This is a genomic window from Pantoea sp. Sc1 (assembly GCF_000255315.1).
Lineage (GTDB): Bacteria > Pseudomonadota > Gammaproteobacteria > Enterobacterales > Enterobacteriaceae > Pantoea > Pantoea anthophila.
The window spans coordinates 1,751,195-1,772,764 of the sequence record NZ_AJFP01000001.1 but is presented as its reverse complement, the minus strand read 5'-3'; the positions used below and the strand labels follow the sequence as shown (position 1 = coordinate 1,772,764).

Sequence of the window (21,570 nt, the reverse complement as noted above, 5' to 3'; positions counted from 1 at the left end):
ACGCCCGGAGTATAAACTGTTTTATTCGCTTGTCTCAGATCGAAGGATGATAAGCAAATAACGCGGGCGCGCCGCCAGTATGAATAAACAGCAACGGGCCTTCGCGACGGAAGCGGTTCTGACTGATGCCATCAATCAGGCCGGCCATCGCCTTGCCGGTATAGACCGGGTCCAGCAAAATGCCTTCCAGCCTTGCCAGCAGTTTCACCGCCTCCATGCCCTCCTCATTGGGCTCACCATAGCGGGGCGCAAAATACTCATCCCACAGCGTGATCGGGGCCGTTGCCTGCACCTCCAGTGACGCTGCCAGCGACTGACGCAGCCGCTCAACCAGCGGCAACTGCGCGTCGGTCTGACGTGAAACGGTGACGCCCACCAGCTCGGTTTCCGGCAGCAGCTGCTCCAGGCCGACCGCCAGCCCCGCATGGGTGCCCGCGCTGCCTGATGCCACCACGACGGCGGCAAAATCCACCACGCCTTCGCTCTGATGTGCAATCTCCTGGGCGCACTCCACATAGCCTAGCGCACCCAGCGCATTTGAGCCGCCGACCGGAACGATATAAGGACGGAATCCCTGCGCTTCCAGACGTGTAGCCTCTTCAGCCAGCTGTTCGGCGGGATTATGCAGCGCATCCACGGCGATCACCTCCGCATCCATCAGATCCAGCAGCAGGCGGTTGCCGTTGCTCAGGTAGTTTTCAGCGTGGGTACCAATCGGGTTTTCCAGCAGTGCCACGCACTTCAGGCCGAGGCGGGCTGCCACGGCCGCGGTCTGGCGCACATGGTTGGACTGGATCGCGCCCGCCGTCAGCAGCACATCCGCCCCTTCGCGCAGCGCATCGGCCGCCAGGAATTCGAGTTTTCGCAACTTGTTGCCGCCCATCGCCACTGGCGTGAAGTCATCACGTTTGATGAAAATATCGCGACCCAGATAGTCGGAGAGGCGTGGCAGGTGTTCTAACGGTGTCGAGGCGCCCAGCAGTTCAAGACGCGGGAATTGGTGTAACAGATGTAAAGACAATGCTGCCTCCGTTCGGGCATTCAAATTATCCTTACAGTGTTGCAGAAGATGCGCAAAGGATCACTCTGATTCAGGTGACCGTCGATGCGGTGAGGAAGCGGCGCCGTGCTCCCCCCTTCTCCGTTACCCGGCAGGCGGATAACAGAGTAACGTGCCGCAGGCACGCGGGGGAGCCCTCGGTGCAGACCAGGGTTACCCCTGCTGCCAGCCTAAGAATTGATCGTACTTGCGCAGCGCGATGCGGTAATTATTATTTCCGGCATCCGGCAGATCGCTTTCCAGACACTGATGCCAGCTCTCTCCCTTAAGCCTGTCGGCGGGGAAATTTTTGGCTTTGAGCATCTCATCCAGCCGACGCAGCCGCACCACATATTCGCGAATCGTGCTGGGGCTCATTTCTGTCTGTTCAAACAGGTACTGTTTGAACGCCATAATGTCGAAATAATTCGGATGAGTATTGCAAAAAATATCGCTGCAGAAGCGACAGAGCGCGGTCAGCTCTGGCTGAAGTTTCAGCCACAGTTGTTCATCAATCATCTGGTCCATCCGAGCGATGGCCTCTTTATTGATAATCTGACCACGAAAAACGAGCGCCATTCGATCTAATACCTTGCCACAATGCGAACAGTTGCTCTGGCTGTGTTTATAGTCTTTAAGATAACGACTTAACGGTCTGGCCTTGGTCTTGGCTCCCATTACTGAGTCCCCGGTTTCTTATATTTTTGAATCGCCAGGAACTGATACTGCTAGCGCGCTCCCGTAAGCCGGGCCCGCAGGCGTTTAATCGCCTGACTGTGCAGCTGACTGACGCGGGATTCACCCACATCAAGCACCGCGCCAATCTCTTTCAGGTTCAGTTCTTCCTGGTAGTACAGTGTCAGCACCATCTTTTCACGATCGGGTAACGCTTCGATCGCTTCAATGACGCGCTCACGCAGACTCCCTTCAAGCAACTGATGAAGCGGATTAGCCTCCTCATGGCCGTCCGTCACCAGCTCCGCACTGTCGCCGTGCTCTTCCCGATACTCGTCGTAGGAGAAAAGTTGACTGTTGTTGGTGTCCAGCAGGATCTGCCGGTACTCCTCCATGGAAACGTTCAGCTGCTGCGCCACTTCCTGCTCGGAGGCGGAACGCCCCAGCGACTGTTCTACCTTGTGCATCGCTCCGGCCACCTCACGCGCGTTGCGGCGCACGCTGCGCGGTGCCCAGTCCCGACTGCGAAGCTCGTCGAGCATTGCGCCACGAATACGCTGTACGGCGTAGGTGGTAAAGGCTGTTCCCTGTAGCGCGTCATAACGCTCTACGGCATTCAACAGCCCTATCCCCCCGGCCTGCAGCAAATCGTCAAGTTCAACGCTGGCCGGCAGGCGAACCTGCAGACGCAGCGCTTCATGGCGCACCAGCGGCACGTAGCGCTGCCAGAGCGAATGCTTGTCCATCACGCCTTCGGCGGTATAGAAATCGTTCACGTTGACTACCCTGCGTTAATGATGTTATCGGCATGATTATCCAATTCTGTAGCGTTTTCGATTGGAGGAATAGGCGGGGTAAAACGAGGCTATTTCACTTTTGTTACTTCAGAATGCAGATCCTTCTGCACTCTTCAGCGGGGATTATCGACGGGCGCGCAGCCGTTGCCGCGTGGCGGGTGGCACCGCAGCCCACAGGCTGCAAATCCGGCCATCCAGTTCCTGATACCAGGGCGAAATATGTTGTTGTGCATCCTCGCCGGGATGCACGGTGATCTGTCCCGACTCACCATCAATGCTAATCAATCGGTTAATAAACAACCGCTGCAAATCACTGCGTAAAAACAGGCCGTTATCGATGCTGTTGTCCGCCACCAGCCCGTCATCGCTCTCCTGGGTGTCGATATGGCAGGCTTCGACCCAGGGCCAGCTATGCCGTTCGGTCAGCTCTGTGCCGGTCATGACACAGGCACCGTAGCGGGCTTTTACACCGGCGATAAACTCCGCCTGGCTGGCCCGCTGCAGCACCCGCGCCTTGACGCGTCGTCCGACTTCCGTCCCCGGCATCACCGCCGCAGGCACCTTGTGCTCTGGCGTACTCAGCACCACGATAAACTGGATAGTCTGCGACTGCGGAAAACAGGGGTTCGCCTGCGGATTAAAGAGCTGCCAGTAGGCCTCATCCTCATCCTGATGCATCATCACCAGTTTATAGCCGCGACTCTGCAGCAGATTCTGCGCCGTAGCAGATTGCGGATCGATCATGGCAAAAACCTGACTGCTGCCCATCACTTTCCACAGGTTGTCGCGCTTTTCGTTCTCGCTGCGGCGGAAATAGAGGAAAGAGAGATTCTGCTTCAGATAGTGCTCAAAGCGGCGCAGGTAATTCTTGCGCTCGTTATCACTGGAGATAAAAAGCAGATCCTCCAGCGGGCTGTTGCTCTCTTCCTGGGCGAAGACCGCGCGTATCTTCAGGGTTCGCAACCCGGTTGAGGGACTCAGCAGTGCACGTGCCGTCAGCTCTTTTTCATCAGGGTATTGCTGGGCATAACGCCGGGCGATCTCTTCAAACGTCAGCCGCTCACCCGGCAGCAGGTCATAGTTGAAGCGCATAGACACTCCACAAAAGTTAACATCGAAAGTTATAGTGTTCTGTGAAGAGTTATCGGCAAGCGTGACGGGAACTGTAACGGGCGGGGGTAGTTTTGATGCAGGTACAGGCAGCCTGACCGAGGCTGGTTCTGCAAAAAAACGATGTCGTCTGAGCGGCTTTGCTACATGCCGCTCAGACGGAATTTATGAGGATTGCGTCTTCAGCCATGCGGGGCGTTCACCCGGAAGATGAATCCAGCATGCATTGACTTCCTCATACAGAGCCTCACCCAGGCTTCGCATCATAGAGGGATTGTTAATCAGTTTATTAATCATAAATCGCCACTGAGACGTTTTATTTTTAATGCGCTTAACACTGACAATCGCTTTGTAGGCCTCGTGATCGCTGGCAAGCACCGGATAACCGCAGGCACCTAACTGCGCAATGACCCGATGGCCTTCTGCCTGGTTAGGAAGTATCTCTGCAAGGGGTGCCAGCGCCAGGTCCAGTTTCAGTGACTGAAACATCGCCGGGAGCCTGCTGTGCGGAACTTTACGATGATATTCGTGGACCGTATGCTTCCAGGCATCAGGACAGGCCCCGTATATAATCCAGTCAACACGTTCACTCATTTCTCTGATAAGGGTGTCAATCAGCATCCAGTCTTCTGTCATTAAATCTGTCAGCACCACCCCCACTCTGGGCTTGCCTGAATGTTCAGAGGGACGATCCTCAGGAGGAGCGAGCCGCTGCCATGCTGTACTGAGTTTGTCAGCCTGAAGCACCGCGTGTTTATCACGAAATAGTGTCAGCGCCGCACTGTTTCTGACCAGTAACGTATCAGCATGCTGCAGGCCTTCATCAGGACACTGCCCGTTGCGAAACGACTCTCTGGTGACTTCAACGACGAAACGGGTCTCCGGAAGCGCTGCTTTGTTTTTAATCAACTGCGCATGGCGGCTCGCCACGCTATCGCTGAACACAATATGCGCCGGGTTCAGCCGATAAAGTTCAACAGGCGTTGAGCGTTGACAGTCCAGTGCGGCAATCAGGCTGTCCGACGCTGTAGTCAGCCGGGAAAGTTCTTTCACACGCTGAGCTTCGTCATGGTCGCCGGCATTAAACACCCATAAGGCGCTGAGTGGAAAGCCTAATCTGGCGGCCAGCAGCGGACGATTATTTTCCCTGACAACCTCCCCCTCCTTCCGGCTGATATTGGGATTCGAGGCGGGGTCGTGGGCTATATATCGAAGCCATTTCTCTGTAAAAAGGCTATTTCCGGAAACTAACGACACATCCGTCAGTACGTCGTCATAACCGACTCTGGAGAGCGGAACCGCTATTTTAACCACGCCAGGCACTGAAGCCCGCAACAGCAGATCGCTGATGGCCTCAGGAAGAGTCGCAAACTGCTCATCCAGCCCTCCTGCCTGCTGACAGGATGAGGTACGGATCATAATACATTCAGTCGTCAGCAGCAGATGTTGCTGCGGAGCAACCCGGTCAGCCTGGCCTGGCGAGTCTGTTGACGATGCGGTTTCAGCCTGACCATATTTCCGGCGAAAGCCGCCATCAATTCGTCCGGAAGAGTAAAGATCTTCACGGTTGTCGACCAGAAAAGGCGCACAGGCGAGGAGTTCAGCGCGGCCACAGTGATCCAGTAAGGCTTCCAGCCAGCGCGTATGATTAAAATAAATACCCGCAGAGAGGCAGAGTGTAAATTCGCCTCGCGCTACTGAAATGCCATAATTCATGGCGCTGACAGCATTAATTTTCTCGTCTACAAAAAAGACCCTGAAGATAGCGTTATTCATCGTTGCCAGAGAGGAGAGCCACTCTCTGACCGCCGGGTCCGTTGAGCAGTTATCAATAAAAATGATTTCATAGTCGACATCCACAACGGTATCGACAAAGGTCGCTACTGCTCGCTTAGTGCGGTTAATGTCATCTTCCACGACAAGAATAACGGTTAACTTACTGATTCCGCTGGTGCCGTATCGGACAGTAAAAACAGAGCCCTCTCTTTCAACCGACGCCTGGCTGTACTCGCTGCCCGCGAGATATTCAGCCAGCAGAGATTCCTTTAAAGAGGTATGCTCACGTTCTTTTGATAACAGCTGAATCAGCGGAACCGGAACGTGCCGGATATCGGCAGCAAGGCCAGCACTGACCAGCTGTAATAAAAACGCTGTTTCGACAGTGTGAGGAGAAATATTTCGCGCGCGGACAATCTCCTGACACAATTCGCGCCTGAAGAAGGCTCCTCGGGCAAATCGCTCGGGTAGCGCCAGAAAATAATCCCGATCAAAATCGGGTAAAAACATCTCACACAGGCCGTCAGCCTGCCGGACAACCCGGTCAGAATAAAATGCCAGTGACGCCGCGGTTTGCTCTTTGAAATGCCAAAGGCTGGAAAACAGCTCCGGATAAATGAGGTCACCGGATCGCAGAAATAATACCCATTCACACAGGTCTTCGATAAGCAGTTGATGTAACCAGCCGCTAAAGTGACCCTTGCCCTGCTCCTGTTCAGCGGAGGCATCGACAGCATAAATTTCAGCCTCCAGCCCCACATACCTGAGCGATGAAAGTATGCTGTCGCACGCAACGGCAGGATTATCGTCCAGAATGATAACGCGAACAGAGAGAGCCGTTTCTGCGCTGCTGTGCGCGTAATTTTTTACCGGGTAGTCGGCAAGCCAGTTTTGCGTTGAGACAACCTTCTCTTCATTTTTAATACCGGCAGCCGTCTGCGTTTTAATAAAAAAGTGACGAAGCTGCTGTGAGAAATCCGCTTCAAATTTTCTCATGTGGTCGCGAACTTTCCAGAGCCGGGCACGCTCGCGCTCTAATTCAGCGGTATCATCACTGAAGCAGACCCCGGCCCCTCCCATATCGCGAATCGACGCCTCCGAGATCGCGAGTTTCTCATACCCCTGTGCAACCATTGAGACGACAGGCGTTCCACAAAGCGCAGCAAGATTACAGGTCCCGGACCATTCAAAGGTATACATCACGCTGGCCGATTTCAGAATCTCAGCCAGTTCCGCCAGAGGACGAGGATTCTTCACCGATATGATGACGATGTTGTCCGGTAAGGTTGTAAAATCCACCTTCTCTACCGGCACGCGATTCAGATAAAGAAGCGTCGTCGTTTTTGCTCTGCCATCGTCATAAAACAGCTCTAAATCCGGCCCCACCATCGTCAGAAAATCAACGTCAGGTTCATTGATAATCAGTTGGGAGCTATACCAGAAAAAGAGATCCTCTTCGGATTCGTTTAACCGGTTTCCATTGAGTAACCCTTCATGATTTAACATGTAGCGCACGCAGACGTCAGCGTTAAGCGGATTGCCCGAATAGATCTCCGGGTAGACCGCGATGGGGGTAAGCTGAGCTTTTTCATGCTGGCGCCAGGTTTCCGCATCCAGTCTTGGCGTCTTCCAGGCGGCATTAATCACATTGCAGTCGACCATCCAGGCGTTACCGCCCTGCAGGTTTATCTGATGGCAGAGCTTGTGCAAAGCCTGAATCCCACCGGATGACTCCCGATAGTCAGGTGAAACAATATAATACGGATGTTTTAATTCAGACATGACCATTCCCGCCTGCCACGTTAATGGCATCTCCAGACCGCGTCACCATGACATTACAACAGGCTATCTGACGTGATAGCCCGACATTATCTTTTGCTGAAACTGATTAGGGCCGCCACGCCTGTGCCCATAAACGCAGATTTTCGCCTGTCAGCATCCAGTCTCGCCGGACGATGGCCTGCAATTCTCTGCCCATTTTTGCGCTGGCGTCGGGATCGGCCAGATGCATGCGGATAGCTTCGCGCCAGTCGATAAATTTGTTATTAACCCGCGTGACCGGCAGATCATCCTGCTGGTAGCAGGCCACGTTGCTGCAGATAACCGGCACGCCGCATGCACCATATTCCAGTAACCGCAGATTACTTTTACAGGCGTTGAATATGTTGTCTTCGACAGGTGCCAGCGCCAGGTCCAGATTCAGTGCCGCCAGTGCGGCCGGGTAAAGAGGCAGATCGACGCCACTGTGAATTTCGTGCACATAGGGTCGAAGTTTATCCGGGCACATGCCCATAAACACCCATTCAACCTCTCCCGAGAATTCCCGCACGATGTCAAAAATCATCTCAAGGTCGCCCCGATGGCTGATCCCTCCGGCCCAGCCCACACGCGGTTTCCTGCCCTGATTGCGCAGGGATTGCAGTGTGCCCCAGGCTTCTGACGGCAGGCGGTTTTTAACGACAACGATATCCGGATGCATATCCCTCATCGCTTCCGCCAGTGGGGCTGTCGACACCACAAAGCGGTCAAAGAAGCTCAGGCTCTTGCGTATTAATTTTGCCGTCTCCTGTTTGTACGCCTGACGACCATGATGCTTCATAGGGAGGTTAATAATGTAGTCATCCAGCTCGAACACTTTAAAGACGTTGTGTAGTTTACCGACCCGTTCCATCCAGGTGTGAAAAGCCGGTGAATAGCGACGCTGAATAATCAGACTGTCCGGTCTGAACTGCCCCATTTCACTTAACGTCAGCAGCGTCATGCCGCTGCTACCCTGAGCGACGCCCTCCGCTATCATCGCTTTAAGCGGTTGGGTAATACGGTAGTGACCGCAGCCGTAGATATCGGCATTGTGCGCCAGGAATGAAGGCAGATTTTCTGCCCTGAGCGGCTGCCAGCTGAACTCATCATTTCTTAATTCAAAATGCCGGCTTCTCAGGGAGAGATTCGGGTTATAGGCAGGATCGCTGGCGATGACCGGCATCCATTGCGCGTAGACCTTATCTTCTTCCAGTTGCTTTAATTTCGTGGAGGCGTGTACCGTTTCATCCGGGAAAGGACTTTTGCGGGCAGCCGGCCGATGCAGTCGGGCATAGGGGGTCCAGACCGTCAGATACCCTTGCTCGCGCGCCTTCAGGCAGAGATCAACATCGCCATAAAGACGTTTGTTGTCGTCAAATCCTCCCAGCTCGTCAAAGACAGATTTACGCATCAGCACCAGATCGCCAGACACCGCGCTGTAATTCTGATCGAGATGCATGCGTCCCAGATAATTGGGTTCATTATCATCGTTGCCACGGAAAACCTCACCGACCGCTCCGTTAACACCGAGAACATAGCCCGCATGACGAATTTTATTGTCAGACGAAAGATGTTTTGCGCCTGTGGCAAACACTTCCGGCCTCTGCCCATGATTAAGAAGATTGTCGAGCCACTCGCCATCAGTAACCGCCATTTCACAATGCATAAACAGCAGATAGTCACCCACGGCCAGTTCAGCGGCACGATTCGCCATGGCACCGTGACTGAATCCGCCGTCGAACATTACCGTTTTTATCCGCTGAGGATCGACGCTGCCAATATCGGACAGCCATCTATCCCGCTCAGGCGTTCCCTGGTTATCGCAGATAATGATCAGTTCATAGCGGTGATAGGTGGTTTTCTCGAGCAGCGTGGTGACACAGCTAATCAGTGAGGCAAGGTGCCAGTTCGCCAGGATAACGATCGAGACGACCGGCTTATCAGGATGGTTATACCGTAAGCGGTAATTGAAAAATTTATCTAACGCCGCCCGCCCATCGGGATAGCCACGGTTCTGCAGATGGCGTTCAAGAATGGCCACATCTTCCAGGATAGATCGGCTTTTAAGCTGCCCTGTCAGCAGCGGCTCAGCCACGTGACCGATGGCCTCGAAACCCTGAGACTCAATCAGTTTAACAATAAGATCAAACTCCGCTGATGACGGATAGTCAGCATCCAGGCCCCCCGCCGCTAAAAGTAATTCGCGCCGGAACAGCCAGTGTTGCGCCATGGTTTTCGGTGAACTGAGTAAGAGATCGAGATTCAAATCAGGCCGGAAAGCTGCCCCCACGGGCGCATTATCAATATAGAAAAACTCATCCGCGTAAAGCGCCAGATAACTGTTTTGCGCGACCAGCCTGGCGCTGAGGGCGGTCATTCCTGAATCATGCATCGTGCAGGAGGCATCCAGAAACATCACCCAGTCATCGTGACGTGCGTCGATAATCTGATTGATCACGCTTATTCGAGTCTGCTGCGTCGCGGCATAGCATTCCGCGTCAGCAACACAGTTCAGGTCCAGCGTCACGATGACGGGTTCGAACCGGACTCCGGTTCTCTCACCTTGTCTGATTGAGTTAAGCAGCGTTTCCAGATCGGCGACATTCTCTTCCGTCACGGTGATGATCACCATCACGCTCACATCATGGGCGTTAGCGGCGGCCATATCCGTTAACCTGTTTTGCTGCATGGCATTCAGCGTGCGCGAACGTCGCCAGGCTGCCAGCACATCCAGCGTAAAATTCTTTTGTTGCTCCTCCGCCAGATTTCTCAGACTAAAGTGATCGGGCTGATCTAAACAGGCCACCTGCGCCAGATGGGGCGCATGGTCAGCCTCCCCGAACCAGCTCTCCTGACGGATTTGCTCATATAAATATTCACGACCGCTTGTAAAAAGCTCATCACTTTCGCGTTGATGAGGCTGGCGCTCAACATCTGAAGCACGCACGCAGCATAAAGGCGCAGAAAACCAGAGGAGATGAGTATGACTCAGAAGGCTGTAGCAGAAGGCCAGTGCCGGAATGGCCTGCAGTGCCGGATTACCCTGAGTAAGCAGCGCCTGGTCGATAAGGCTGGCGCTGATGTCGTCGCGGTAAAACAACGCTGCCGTCAGTTCACCCGGCAGACTGTATGCTTTCAGCGTCTGATTACGCAGAAAATCTCTGCCATTGATAATGAGATTTTCCTGGCTCAGGGCGGAAGTGGAGAGAAGCCCGTCAAGCCTTTCACCCTGTGGCCCCACCCGCTCACGCCGTGTCAACGCGACCCGGCAGTCAGGAAAGGCTTTCAGTCCAGCAACGCATGTTGAGATATTGTCAGGCTTAAGGAGATCGGCATCAGAGAGAAACTTGATATATTTTCCACGGGCAGCACTAACCGCTGCCTCCAGAAGCTGAACGACCGTACCTTCTGTTTTTAAATAGCGGATAACATCGCAGTGCCGGGGAAGATACCGTTGCAGCGTCTGATGAATGAATTGCGCGTCACTGTAATCAGCCACAATGATTTCGATCGGCTGATAATCCTGATTGAGCGCGCTCTCCAGCGCCTCAGTAAACCAGGTGGCAACGTCTGCGGTAATGATGATGCTGACAAGGTCTTGTTGATGCATTTTGCTCTCTCTCACTGACTCCTCTTAGTCACAGCCGGCTAAGAGCAGCGCATATTTTGCTTTAGCATAGGCTTTGTGCCTGGGTTCAATCGGTGAAGTAAAAGAGCAAAAAGGGCCCATTCTGTCAGAACAGCCAGGCGCTTCTGTTTTACGCCCATAAAAAAACCCCGCCGAAGCGGGGTTTTTGCATCCATTCCTCAGGGGAATGATTAGCCCTGCAGCAGAGACAGAACCTGCTGTGGAACCTGGTTCGCTTTCGCCAGCACGGAGTTACCTGCCTGCTGTACGATCTGCGCTTTAGACATGTTTGAAACTTCAGTTGCGTAGTCAGCATCCTGAATACGAGACTGTGCAGCTGACAGGTTAGTGGTGGTGTTGCTCAGGTTAGTCACGGCTGAGTTCAGACGGTTCTGAATCGCACCCAGTGAAGAACGGAACTTATCCACGCTTGCAATCGCATCATCCAGCTTAGCCAGTGGGTTAGCTGATGCACCTGAAGTCAGGCTGGACAGGCTCATGTTAGTCGTGTCCAGTTTGAACGCTGCGGTGCCAGTAGTGGTTGAGGTATCAGCTGACTGTGGATCTACAGCAACATAGAAAGTTTTAGCATTTGCAGCGCCGCTCGCGATGTCAAAGCCATTTGCTTTCAGGTTGTTGGTTTCAGCATCGCTTGCTGAAGTTACGGTGACTTTAGCAAACATTTTGCCGTTGTCATCTTTGTAGACGGTACCAGAGTCTACAGCCACACCTGAAGCAGCCACACCCAGACGGGTAGACAGCTCATTAGCAGTTGATTCAGCAACAGTTGCGCCAGTTACGTTAGTGGTAGAACCGTAAGCAGCTTTGAACTCAGTTGCGCCAGCTGCAGTCGGGGTACCAGCAGGACCGTTGACGTTGAAGCTGTCCAGACCCAGGGTCTTGGAGTCGATTTTTTTCAGGTCGATAGTGATGGTTTCGCCATCGTTAGCGCCAACCTGGATGTTCATTTTGCCGTCTTTAGCCAGCACGTTCACGCCGTTGAACTGAGTCTGACCAGAAACGCGGTCAATCTCGTCCAGACGTGATTTGATTTCGTCCTGGATTGAAGATTTGTCAGAATCTGAGTTAGTACCACTTGCAGCCTGAACAGTCAGTTCACGGATACGCTGTAAGTTGTTGTTGATTTCTGACAGCGCGCCTTCAGTAGTCTGCGCAGCAGAGATACCGTCGTTGGCGTTACGGGCAGCCTGAGTCAGACCTTTGATGTTAGAGGTGAAACGGTTGGCAATCGCCTGACCAGCAGCGTCATCTTTCGCGCTGTTGATACGTAAACCAGAAGACAGACGCTCCATTGAAGTAGACAGAGCTGACTGGTTCTTGTTGATGTTGTTCTGAGTGATCAGCGAGAGGCTGTTGGTGTTAATGACTTGGGCCATGATAAATTTTCCTGTTAATCAAGTCTTTCGGTTAAGGTGTGGGCTTCAACCCGCCGGCTTCAGCGCCGTCAAAGTTGTTATCGTCTGCCGTCAAACAACCTTTAGAATTTTTTTAGTACCAGGCGAAATTTTTTGCTTCTGCCTGTCACGTTTGAGGTTATCGCCACCCTTTCCGACTTCTTTAGACCTGATTCATTAATTTTCTAACCGCTGAATTACCCTTCTCTATAGTGCCTGTTTAACTCATTACACTAAGGCAAATACCTTTAAACTTTCCGCATTCAAGGCCGATAACCCAGGTATTCATTTTCCCTGTCGACCTTATAAAGGAATTAACATGGCTAGTATTTCCAACCTTGGTGTGGGTTCCGGCCTGCCACTCAGTACCATGCTTGACAGTCTGCAGACCGCTGAAAAAGCCGCGCTGAAACCGATTTCTACCCAACAGTCAGCGTATACCGCTAAGCTCAGCGCCTACGCGACGCTGAAAAGCTCACTGACGACGTTCCAGACGGCGAACAGTAAGCTCAACAGCGCCGATCTCTTTACTGCAACGACGGCGACCAGCAGCTCCAGCGCATTCAGCGCCACCACTTCTGGCAGCACCGTGGCGGGTAAATACTCTATCAGTGTTACTCAGCTGGCACAGGCACAGGTCCTGACCTCAGCGGTGCAGAGCAGCAACACCGCCGCGCTGGGTGACAGCTCCGCGTCCAGCCGCAGCATTGCCATTACCTTGAAAGATGGCACCAGCAAAAGCGTGACGCTGACCAACGAACAGACCTCCCTGACCGGTATGCGTGACGCCATTAACGGTGCCAACGCTGGCGTCACTGCCAGCATCATCAAAGTCTCGGATGGCAGCTTCCGTCTCTCTGTCAGTGCGAATAAAACCGGCAGCGACAATGCGGTATCAACGATTGCCGTGACCGGAGATGACACGCTGCAGGGGATCGTTGGCTACGACGCCTCCGCCAGCAGCAATGCGATGACGCAAAGCGTTACCGCGCAGAACGCTAAACTGACGGTAAACAACATCGCGATTGAGAACAGCAGCAATCAGATCAGCGATGCGCTGGAAGGAATTACCCTGAATCTTACCGCGCAGACGGTAGGCGACCAGACGCTGACCATTACGAAAGACACGTCAAAAGCCTCAAGCGCCATCAGCACCTGGGTCGACGCTTACAATACGTTGCTGGATCAGTTCAACACGCTGACCAAATATACCAAAGTCGACACCAACAGCGATGCGCAGGACTCAAGCAATGGCGCCCTGCTGGGTGACAGTACCTTACGCACCATTGAAACCCAGCTGAAGAGCATGCTGACCAATGCGCAGAGCTCATCCGCCTACAAGTCACTGGGTCAGATTGGTGTCACCACGGACCCTACGACTGGCTCACTGAAGCTGGACTCCACCAAGCTGAGTGCAGCCCTGGATAAAGATGCCGCTGGCGTCAAAGAGATGATCGTCGGTGATGGTAAGACCGGCATCAGCGCGAAGATAGACAGCAAACTGACTGAATGGCTGGCCTCTAAAGGGATTGTTCAGGCCGCGACCGATGGCGTAAGTAAAACACTGAACAACTTAACCGCCCTTTATAACACCACCAGCGACCGCATCGACGCAGATATCGCGCGCTATAAAACGCAGTTTACCCAGCTGGATCTGGCGATCAGTAAACTGAACTCAACCAGTACCTATCTGACGCAGCAGTTCGATACGTCAAGTTCTTCTGAAAAATCATAGGAGTGACCATGTACACCGCTACAGGCACCAAAGCCTATGCAAAAATTGGCGTCGAAAGTGCCGTGATGAGCGCCAGCCAGCAGCAGCTGGTCGTGATGCTGTTCGACGGCGCACTGAGCGCGCTGATCCGCGCCCGTCTGTTTATGCAGGATGGCAATATTGAAGGTAAAGGCACCTCAATTTCTAAAGCTATCAATATTATCGAAGCTGGTCTGAAAGAAGGGCTTGCTGAAAACAGTGGTGACGAACTGGCAGATAACCTGCTGGATCTTTACAACTACATGACGCGTCGCCTGCTGCAGGCCAACCTGCACAACGATGTTGAAGCGGTCGGGGAGGTCGAAGGCCTGCTGCGCAACATCGCGGACGCGTGGAAAGAAGTGGTTCAATCTAACCTGATTCAGGACGCCGTTTAATGACTACTGCACCGCATCTGATTGCCGTTTACCAACAGTTACTCGATCTCAGCCAGGGCATGCTGCGTCACGCAGCACAGGGCGAATGGGATGAATTGATCAGCAGGGAGATGGAATATGTCAGCGCGGTGCAGAATTTAGCCCAGTCGACAGATAAGGCCTCGCCATCGGCGCAGACGCAGGAACAGCTGCGCCCGGTGTTGCGGCATATCCTGGATAACGAAAGTGAAGTGAAACGTCTGCTGCAGGCGCGGATGGATGAGCTGGCCGCGCTGGTGGGTCAGAGCAGCCGCCAGAAATCTGTCATGTCCGCCTATGGTAACCAGGGCGGTGTGGTGATGGTGCCCCGCGAAACCCTCTCCTGATCCCCTGCTCTGCCACGCCGCCAGATTTATTTTTCTGCGCGGCGTCTCTTTTCTGCCGCTTACTCCATACTTGATTTTCATCATCCCCCCTGGAGAGCGGTACATGCAAAACCCAACGTTATTACAGTTTTTCCATTGGTATTACCCGGATGGCAGCAAACTGTGGCCTGAAGTCGCCGATCGCGCGGCGTGGCTCAGCGAAACTGGCATTACGATGGCGTGGTTACCACCGTGTTACAAAGGGGGTTCGGGTGGTTATTCTGTCGGTTACGACAGCTATGATCTTTTTGACCTGGGGGAATTCGATCAGAAAGGCGGGGTTGCCACCAAATATGGCGACAAACAGCAGTTACTGGCCGCCACAGAGGCGCTGCGCAGCCATAACATCGGGGTGCTGCTCGATGTGGTGGTGAACCACAAAATGGGCGCGGACGAGAAAGAGGCGATCAGCGTTAACCGCGTCAATCCGGACAACCGCGATGAAATTGACGATGAGGTCGTCGAGTGTGAAGCCTGGACGAAATTCACCTTTCCGGCGCGCGCCGGGGAGTATTCGAAATTCATCTGGGATCACAAATGTTTCAGCGGCGTAGACCACATTGAAAATCCGGACGAAAACGGTGTGTTTAAAATCATCAACGATTACACCGCGGAAGGCTGGAACGACCAGGTGGATAACGAGCTGGGTAATTTCGATTATCTGATGGGGGCCAACATCGATTTCCGAAACAATGCGGTCAGAGAGGAGCTGAAATACTGGGCGCGCTGGGTCATGCAACAGGTTCCCTGCACCGGTTTCCGCCTGGATGCGGTAAAACATATCCCGGCGTGGTTCTACAAGGAGTGGATCGACCATATTCAGGAAGTGGCTGAAGAGCCGATGTTTATCGTCGCTGAATACTGGTCGTTTGAAACGGAGAAGCTGCAGGAGTATGTGCATCAGGTGGAAGGCAAAACCATGCTGTTTGATGCCCCGCTGCATATGAACTTCCATCAGGCGTCAACCGCAGGCAGTGCCTACGATATGAGCCAGATTTTTGCCAATTCTCTGGTGGTCGCTGACCCGTGGCACGCCGTGACTATCGTGGCGAACCACGATACTCAGCCGCTGCAGTCACTGGAGGCGCCGGTTGAAGCCTGGTTCAAACCGCTGGCCTATGCCCTGATCCTGCTGCGTGAACAGGGCGTGCCAACCGTTTTCTATCCTGACCTGTTCGGCGCGACCTACGAAGATGAGGGTGGCGACGGTGAAACGCACAAGATTGAGATGCCGGTGATCCCGGAACTCGAAGGCCTGATCCGGGCGCGGCAGCAGTATGGCTGGGGTGTTCAGACCGACTACTTTGATCATCCCAACTGTGTCGCCTTCAGCCGCAGCGGCACGGAAACCCAGCCGGGTTGCGTGGTGATTATGTCAAACGGTGATGCGGGTGAGAAAAGCGTGCCCATGGGTGAAGGCTTTGCCGGTAAGGTGTGGCGCGACTATCTGGGTAACCGTGAAGAGACAATCACCGCCGATGAGCACGGCACCGCCGTGTTTGCCTGCAACGGCGGCAGCGTCAGCGTCTGGGTAGTGGCGGACTGATTTTCTGCTGACCTCAGTATGAAGCCCCGGCAGTCAGAGCATCAGGATGGCTCTGCCCTGCCGGGGCTCTTTTACAGGTGGCGTTATGACTGAGCGTTGTGCTCGGTAATCGATGTACGCAGCAACTGGGGTTCGATATTCTGGATCACCGTGGCTTTAGGTTGCTTTGCCATCTCCTCCAGCGCCTGCTGACACTCAACCGTCGGACGGGCCACTTTTCGCAGCGTCAGACCATCGTAGCTAAGCTCGCCATTGTCGACATCCAGCGGCATCACACGCAGCTGACGCGTCACGTTAACGTAGTCGCCATTCAGTCGGGTCAGCTTGCCGGGCTTGGCGATCACCCGCTGCCACTGACGGCAATCCAGCGTGCTGCCATCCGCATTAATAATGATGCTGCCTGTCGCCTGACCGCTGATCAGACCGCTCTGCGGTCCGACGGTTTGCCAGTTGCCCTGCAAATCGGCAGGTGCCGGGGTCTGCACCGCATTTTCATAATCGTTGATTTGCGCACAGCCACCCAGTGCCAGCGCCGCAATCAGCATCCACTTTTTCATGTTTAATCCCTAAAATCGCGTTAATGGCGGCTACGTTATAATTTTTTCCCCGCGCTGCGCAAGATATCTGACGGTTCGGGCTGCTGCTCCCCCCGGATTGCAGTCCATTTCTCACCTTATCCGTTACCGGTCATTCCCGGCGCGGCCGTCTGCGAGCGGCCCCCGCCGCGACATTCCGGCGCGACGATGCCTGACAACCGTGAGACAACCCGTTACACTGGCGCGCTGCAACAGACTTTCAGGAACAGAATGATGAAAACCCCAGAAGCCTACTACGCGCAGGCACGCGAGATGTTTTTTACCGCCCACCCGGACTTTCAGGCTGCCCTTGATGAACTGACTGAGAGCGATGCCCGCGCGGCCAATCTCTCACTGCGAGAGCTGCGCGAATGGCATGCTGAACGCATCTATGCGGCCTTCCTGCGTCAGAAGAATCTGGATGGCATGATTTTTTCTATCCAGCTCGCTGAGCCGGATAAAGCGGTGGCGGCTGAAGCTATCGAGGCTTATCTCAAATCGCATGCTGCGTCACTGGGGATGAGCTGGGAAGAGTTCTGCATTAAAAACGAGCTCTGATTGAGGCGACCTCTGAAGACGCGTGCCGGTTAATCTTCTTCAGAGGTCAGTTTCACCCTGCCCGCGCGTTCAGGGGGTCCTGCCCTTCACCTCAACATAGCTGGCCACGGCCAGCAGACGATTAATGTGGGTCAGCAGCAGATCAACATCGGACTGCATAAATTCGGCTGACGAGCGGGACGCGGTGACAATCGCATCCTGTACGGTTTCGGTAATGGTCAGGGAGTTATCCTGTTTTGCCTGTACCAGCAGCGCCGCAACCAGCAGCGACTGGGCTTCAATCTGAGCGGTCAGCTCTTTCGCATCCACATCCATTTTCGCCAGCTTAAGCAGAATATCGATTACCAGTTGTCGCATCGCGCAGGCCTCCTGAAGAGTAAGCCGCCATTATGTCGCGATGCGCGCGCATTTTTCCAGCTGAAGATGGCGGCCCGGACGGCATAAAAATTTGCGTCAAAACCGGCGCTCAACCTTGCTACTGTTTTTATTTACAGTATTATAGATCAGCGATTTTGCCCTGAATGGATTGCCATCATGTTTGTTGAATTGATTTATGACAAGCGCAACGTTGCCGGTTTACCGGGTGCTCGCGAGATGATTCTTGAGGAGCTGGAAAAGCGGGTGCATCGGGTCTTTCCTGACATTGAAGTTAAGGTTAAGCCGATGGAGCGTAATGCGATTGACACAGATTTGAGTAAGAACGATAAAGCGACGGTTGCGCGTATCGTGGAAGAGATGTTCGACGAAGCGGAAATGTGGCTGGTGGCCGATTAATCCCTGATCGGCCACCGCATCAGTCAGCGGGAGAGGAATCAGCTCTCCTGCTCACTGTGATTAATTTCAATCTCAATATCCTGAATGGCGGCATCCAGGTCGTCCAGCAGCTTACCCTGTTTGTTGAGCAACGCGTCGATTCGGTCAGCGTTGGTCTTATCTTTATATTCACCGGCATCAAAGGCTAACCAGTGGCTGGAGAGGGTTTCAGTGTTGGTCTGCGCATAGTGGCGCATCTCTTTCAGCTGCGACGCTACGTCACGCAGATAATCGTTTTTGGTCTTGGTTTCAGTTGAATCGCTCATGCTAATTTTCCTTCTGGTCAGTTTTCCAAAGTGATTAGGCTTTGCGGTTCATCAACCAGCCAATCAGCGGGCCTGCATTTAAGATAGAAAATGTCGCCCGGAGATTTAAACGTAGTCGATAATAGCGAAGCCGCCCTAGGAATAATCGGAAGTTACGACTATTGCCCCGTTTCGGCCGAAGGTAAATCGCCCTCTTTTACCACCTCTTTGACTTTGTTGACCGTTTTATCTGCTGTGCGATCGGGCAGCGCATCAAGCTTATGCTGCAACGCCGCAACCTGATCCGTGAGCAGATCGACTTTGTCCTCACGGCGGGCGGCGATGACCCGGTAATCCGCCCGGATCTCCTCGACCCGTTTATTTGCGGTGTTGCTGACATAGAGAAAAATGATGGTCATCAGGATGCAGATCATCGAACAGCTCAGCAGAATCCCGCCAAGAATCACTTTTCGCCGGTATGTCAGAACAGTCAAAGGACTATTTATCGGTGTCATCGCTGCGATCCTCCAGAGTTGAGATAAGCCGATCAATTTCATTACGAAACTTATCGTTCTGATCGGTTTCGGTCATTGCCAGTAAAATACCCACTGCGTTTTTGATTAACCGGAGATCGGTTTCAAGCGTGGCAATACGCCGCAGATTTCTGTCGTGCCGTTCGCGTAACTCATCATTCTCCTCCCGTATCAGCGCATTGCTCTCTTTCAGCAACACTACCTGCTCTTTGTAACTGGTAATAATTTCGCCGCCTGCCCGATTACTGGTCACGATTGAGGCGATACCCGCCAACAACGGTTTCCAGAAAAGTGCTGCGGCGCCCCCACCCAGAACTAACGCACCCATACTGGTAATCAGACTACTTTCCATGCCACACCCCTTTTTCCGGTAAGGTCTCTGGAACTCACGGCATGCTTAACAGCCACCTTTTCCCCCACGAATTTAAGATTGCTTAAATACCAGGTTTAAGTATACTTAAGTCACTCTTAACCAAAAAGTCAAGCAGATGAAAAACGAAACCCTGGGTGATCGCATCCGACTCCGACGCAAGTCACTGCAGTTAACGCAGAAACAGCTGGCGCAGCAGGTAAACGTGTCCCATGTGGCCGTTTCGCAATGGGAAAAAGAGGAGACCCTGCCGCGTGGCGAAAACCTGCTTCGGCTCTCTGAAGCACTGGGCTGCGCACCGGCCTTTCTGATAGAGGGTGATGGTCCTGTTTTCAGCGAAAGTGCCTGGGCCGGGCTGCACCAGATTCCTTTGCTGGCGCAGCGCGATGTGGCGCAATGGCTGAGTGATGTCGGTTCTGTCCGGCAGGATCGTCTGATGCATAACGATATGGCGCTGTCTCAGCAGAGTTTTGCCCTTCGGGTAGAGGATCAGTCGATGGCACCGGCGATTCTGCGCGATGATGTGGTGATTATCGATCCCAGCCTGTCACCGCAGCCTGGCGACAGCGTGCTGGCGCTACAGCAACAGGTCGCTCTGCTGCGAACCTGGCGTCAGCGAGGCAGTGAAGAGGGTGTCACGCAGTTTGAGCTCGCGCCGGTCAATATCAATTTCCCTGAGCTGCACTCCCGGCGCGATAACCTGAAGCTGATTGGTACACTGGTCGAACTGCGCCGCTTTCGTCAGCCATAAAAAAACCCGCCGGGTGCGGGTTATCGGTTCTGCATTTAACCGTAGTGACAATATGTCGGGAAATCAGAGTGCGTCGGTCAGCCGATCAACAACCACATTACCCTGCAGATCGGTCTGCATAATCCGGTAGCTGACCGGCCATGAACGGCGGGTTGTGAGTTTATCGAACAGCGTGACGCCGCCCTTTTTAATCCCTTCGCGGTTAACAATAATCCACTCGGTGACCTCTTCCTGACCCCGATTTCGCAGGCTCAGCGACCGCTGCTCGATTAACTGGTCTTCCGCTTCAATCTTTAAATGATCTCGTAACATAATCTCTATCTCCTGGTAACGCAGCTCACTATATGCCTTTTATTAATCAGTTCAATCGAATTTTTTAATCGAAGTTACTGACAGCCTGGTGCTGGCGTTACCCGCAGTGAAGAGAGATCCTTTTACGTCGATGTCTCTGACAGGGCCGGAGGCGAGATCTCAGCGCTGGTCTAGACTTACAGCACTGGGAACCAAAAGGAGCGAATGATGTTTAAGCATAAAACGAACGAAGAACGTAAGCATGAAGGTGAGGTGAGCAAGAGTCTGCCGGAAGCAGCGCCGCACGTGGGCAACGCTTATGAGGAAGATGATCACCCTGCGACGGATGCCCCAAAAGATCACGGGGAAGTGCCGCGCAAAAATGATGACAGCCAGGATGATAAGAAAGATCCTTTCAAGGCGCAGTAACTCCTGTGAGGCGCGTCCTCCGGGCGCGCTGGTCTGTCACGCTCTCTGTCGCCCTCCCCACTGTAATTGACCGCTGAAGATTAACGCGTCTGATGCGCTGCCCGCTTTCCCCCTTCTCTTTACGACGCCTTAACAGCACACGAATATCGTGATGCAGCCGGATTATCATTGTGTAATTCGCTATTATCTGTCCGGAATGACAGGGAGCCGTTTTCTTTGTCACGGCGCAGAGCGTCAGCAACGATGAGAGTGTCTGGAATGAAAAAAAGCGTTATTGCCCTGAGCCTGATTCTGCTGAGCGGATGCGTGGACATGGGACGCGTCGGACTGCATCCTCAGGTAAAAATGGCGTATTTTGACGGGCATCCCTGGCAGCTTGAGTCCTGCCTGAGTGAGGCGGCACAGAATCGGCAGCTTTACCTGGCGCAGGATGATCCGCTGCCGGGAGGAACAAAAAGATTTAACCTTGAACAGGATGGCGAAACGGTCGCGTGGGTCGAGATTGACAGGTTTAGCCGCAACCAGACCAGTGCCACCTTCTACGCTGACCCGAAGGCATCTGACGTTCAGGCCGCGATTTCAGATATGGTCACAGCGTGCCGGACATCACGATAGTCTGATAGCCTGGCCTTGATCATGGCGTTTGCACGCAGGCATCATGTGC

At 53.5% G+C, this 21,570-nt stretch carries 22 protein-coding genes; 9 read left to right on the top strand and 13 right to left on the bottom strand.

What is annotated here, in order from left to right:
• Positions 1-34: 34 nt before the first annotated feature.
• The 7 genes from S7A_RS08195 to S7A_RS08165 form a co-directional block, all read right to left on the bottom strand.
• A complete protein-coding gene (locus S7A_RS08195; RefSeq protein WP_009089626.1) occupies positions 35-1,021 on the bottom strand; it encodes a D-cysteine desulfhydrase in 987 nt (328 codons plus the stop codon).
• A gap of 192 nt (positions 1,022-1,213) precedes the next feature.
• A complete protein-coding gene (gene fliZ / locus S7A_RS08190) occupies positions 1,214-1,717 on the bottom strand; it encodes a flagella biosynthesis regulatory protein FliZ (RefSeq protein WP_009089624.1) in 504 nt (167 codons plus the stop codon).
• Positions 1,718-1,767: 50 nt separating this feature from the next.
• Complete coding sequence (locus tag S7A_RS08185; protein WP_009089622.1) at positions 1,768-2,490, bottom strand: RNA polymerase sigma factor FliA; 723 nt, start codon at positions 2,488-2,490, stop codon at positions 1,768-1,770.
• Positions 2,491-2,634: 144 nt separating this feature from the next.
• Positions 2,635-3,603, bottom strand: a complete 969-nt coding sequence (locus tag S7A_RS08180; RefSeq protein ID WP_009089620.1) for an HNH endonuclease signature motif containing protein — start codon at positions 3,601-3,603, stop codon at positions 2,635-2,637.
• 183 nt (positions 3,604-3,786) lie between these two features.
• Complete coding sequence (locus S7A_RS08175; RefSeq protein ID WP_009089618.1) at positions 3,787-7,179, bottom strand: glycosyltransferase family 2 protein; 3,393 nt, start codon at positions 7,177-7,179, stop codon at positions 3,787-3,789.
• Positions 7,180-7,285: 106 nt separating this feature from the next.
• Positions 7,286-10,807 carry a glycosyltransferase gene (locus tag S7A_RS08170; RefSeq protein ID WP_009089616.1) on the bottom strand — a complete coding sequence of 1,174 codons (3,522 nt, stop codon included), beginning with the start codon at positions 10,805-10,807 and terminating at the stop codon, positions 7,286-7,288.
• Positions 10,808-11,016: 209 nt separating this feature from the next.
• On the bottom strand, positions 11,017-12,222 hold the full coding sequence (locus S7A_RS08165) for a FliC/FljB family flagellin (RefSeq protein WP_009089615.1): 1,206 nt from the start codon (positions 12,220-12,222) through the stop codon (positions 11,017-11,019).
• A 337-nt stretch (positions 12,223-12,559) separates the two neighbouring features.
• On the opposite strand from S7A_RS08165, the gene fliD reads away from it, so the two are divergent.
• The 4 genes from fliD to amyA all read left to right on the top strand — a co-directional run bounded on the left by fliD (position 12,560) and on the right by amyA (position 16,341).
• Entirely contained in the window at positions 12,560-13,975 is a 1,416-nt protein-coding gene (gene fliD, locus S7A_RS08160) for a flagellar filament capping protein FliD (protein ID WP_009089613.1), read from the top strand.
• 8 nt (positions 13,976-13,983) lie between these two features.
• Positions 13,984-14,391, top strand: a complete 408-nt coding sequence (gene fliS, locus S7A_RS08155) for a flagellar export chaperone FliS (RefSeq protein WP_009089611.1) — start codon at positions 13,984-13,986, stop codon at positions 14,389-14,391.
• Positions 14,391-14,756, top strand: coding sequence for a flagella biosynthesis regulatory protein FliT (fliT, locus tag S7A_RS08150; protein ID WP_009089609.1), 366 nt, complete (start codon positions 14,391-14,393; stop codon positions 14,754-14,756). Before fliS ends, fliT begins: the two co-directional genes overlap by 1 nt.
• A 103-nt stretch (positions 14,757-14,859) precedes the next feature.
• Entirely contained in the window at positions 14,860-16,341 is a 1,482-nt protein-coding gene (gene amyA, locus S7A_RS08145) for an alpha-amylase (protein WP_009089607.1), read from the top strand.
• A gap of 83 nt (positions 16,342-16,424) precedes the next feature.
• Here amyA and yedD read toward each other — a convergent pair whose 3' ends face one another.
• Positions 16,425-16,898: a lipoprotein YedD gene (gene yedD, locus S7A_RS08140; protein ID WP_009089605.1), complete on the bottom strand. Its 474-nt coding sequence runs from the start codon at positions 16,896-16,898 to the stop codon at positions 16,425-16,427.
• Between the two features lie 252 nt (positions 16,899-17,150).
• Here yedD and S7A_RS08135 point away from each other — a divergent pair, with 252 nt between their 5' ends.
• Positions 17,151-17,474, top strand: coding sequence for a DUF6388 family protein (locus tag S7A_RS08135; protein WP_009089604.1), 324 nt, complete (start codon positions 17,151-17,153; stop codon positions 17,472-17,474).
• 69 nt (positions 17,475-17,543) lie between these two features.
• Here S7A_RS08135 and iraP read toward each other — a convergent pair whose 3' ends face one another.
• Positions 17,544-17,831 (bottom strand): anti-adapter protein IraP, encoded by a 288-nt coding sequence (gene iraP, locus S7A_RS08130; RefSeq protein ID WP_009089602.1) that lies wholly within the window; start codon positions 17,829-17,831, stop codon positions 17,544-17,546.
• 177 nt (positions 17,832-18,008) lie between these two features.
• Here iraP and S7A_RS08125 point away from each other — a divergent pair, with 177 nt between their 5' ends.
• Positions 18,009-18,248 (top strand): DinI-like family protein, encoded by a 240-nt coding sequence (locus S7A_RS08125; protein ID WP_009089600.1) that lies wholly within the window; start codon positions 18,009-18,011, stop codon positions 18,246-18,248.
• Positions 18,249-18,286: 38 nt separating this feature from the next.
• Here the strand turns inward: S7A_RS08125 and S7A_RS08120 are convergent, their stop codons facing one another.
• The 3 genes from S7A_RS08120 to S7A_RS08110 all read right to left on the bottom strand — a co-directional run bounded on the left by S7A_RS08120 (position 18,287) and on the right by S7A_RS08110 (position 19,417).
• Positions 18,287-18,553 carry a hypothetical protein gene (locus S7A_RS08120; protein WP_009089598.1) on the bottom strand — a complete coding sequence of 89 codons (267 nt, stop codon included), beginning with the start codon at positions 18,551-18,553 and terminating at the stop codon, positions 18,287-18,289.
• 158 nt (positions 18,554-18,711) lie between these two features.
• The gene (locus S7A_RS08115; protein ID WP_223815491.1) at positions 18,712-19,026 is read right to left on the bottom strand and encodes a hypothetical protein; all 315 of its coding nucleotides are present in this window, start codon (positions 19,024-19,026) and stop codon (positions 18,712-18,714) included.
• Positions 19,027-19,030: 4 nt separating this feature from the next.
• A complete protein-coding gene (locus tag S7A_RS08110; protein WP_009089595.1) occupies positions 19,031-19,417 on the bottom strand; it encodes a hypothetical protein in 387 nt (128 codons plus the stop codon).
• Positions 19,418-19,553: 136 nt separating this feature from the next.
• On the opposite strand from S7A_RS08110, the gene S7A_RS08105 reads away from it, so the two are divergent.
• Entirely contained in the window at positions 19,554-20,186 is a 633-nt protein-coding gene (locus tag S7A_RS08105; RefSeq protein WP_009089593.1) for a helix-turn-helix domain-containing protein, read from the top strand.
• Between the two features lie 63 nt (positions 20,187-20,249).
• On the opposite strand, the gene S7A_RS08100 is transcribed toward S7A_RS08105, so the two are convergent.
• Positions 20,250-20,498, bottom strand: a complete 249-nt coding sequence (locus tag S7A_RS08100) for a hypothetical protein (RefSeq protein ID WP_009089591.1) — start codon at positions 20,496-20,498, stop codon at positions 20,250-20,252.
• 207 nt (positions 20,499-20,705) lie between these two features.
• On the opposite strand from S7A_RS08100, the gene S7A_RS08095 reads away from it, so the two are divergent.
• Positions 20,706-20,906, top strand: a complete 201-nt coding sequence (locus S7A_RS08095; RefSeq protein ID WP_009089590.1) for a hypothetical protein — start codon at positions 20,706-20,708, stop codon at positions 20,904-20,906.
• Positions 20,907-21,164: 258 nt separating this feature from the next.
• On the top strand, positions 21,165-21,521 hold the full coding sequence (locus S7A_RS08090) for a hypothetical protein (RefSeq protein WP_009089587.1): 357 nt from the start codon (positions 21,165-21,167) through the stop codon (positions 21,519-21,521).
• Positions 21,522-21,570: the final 49 nt, after the last annotated feature.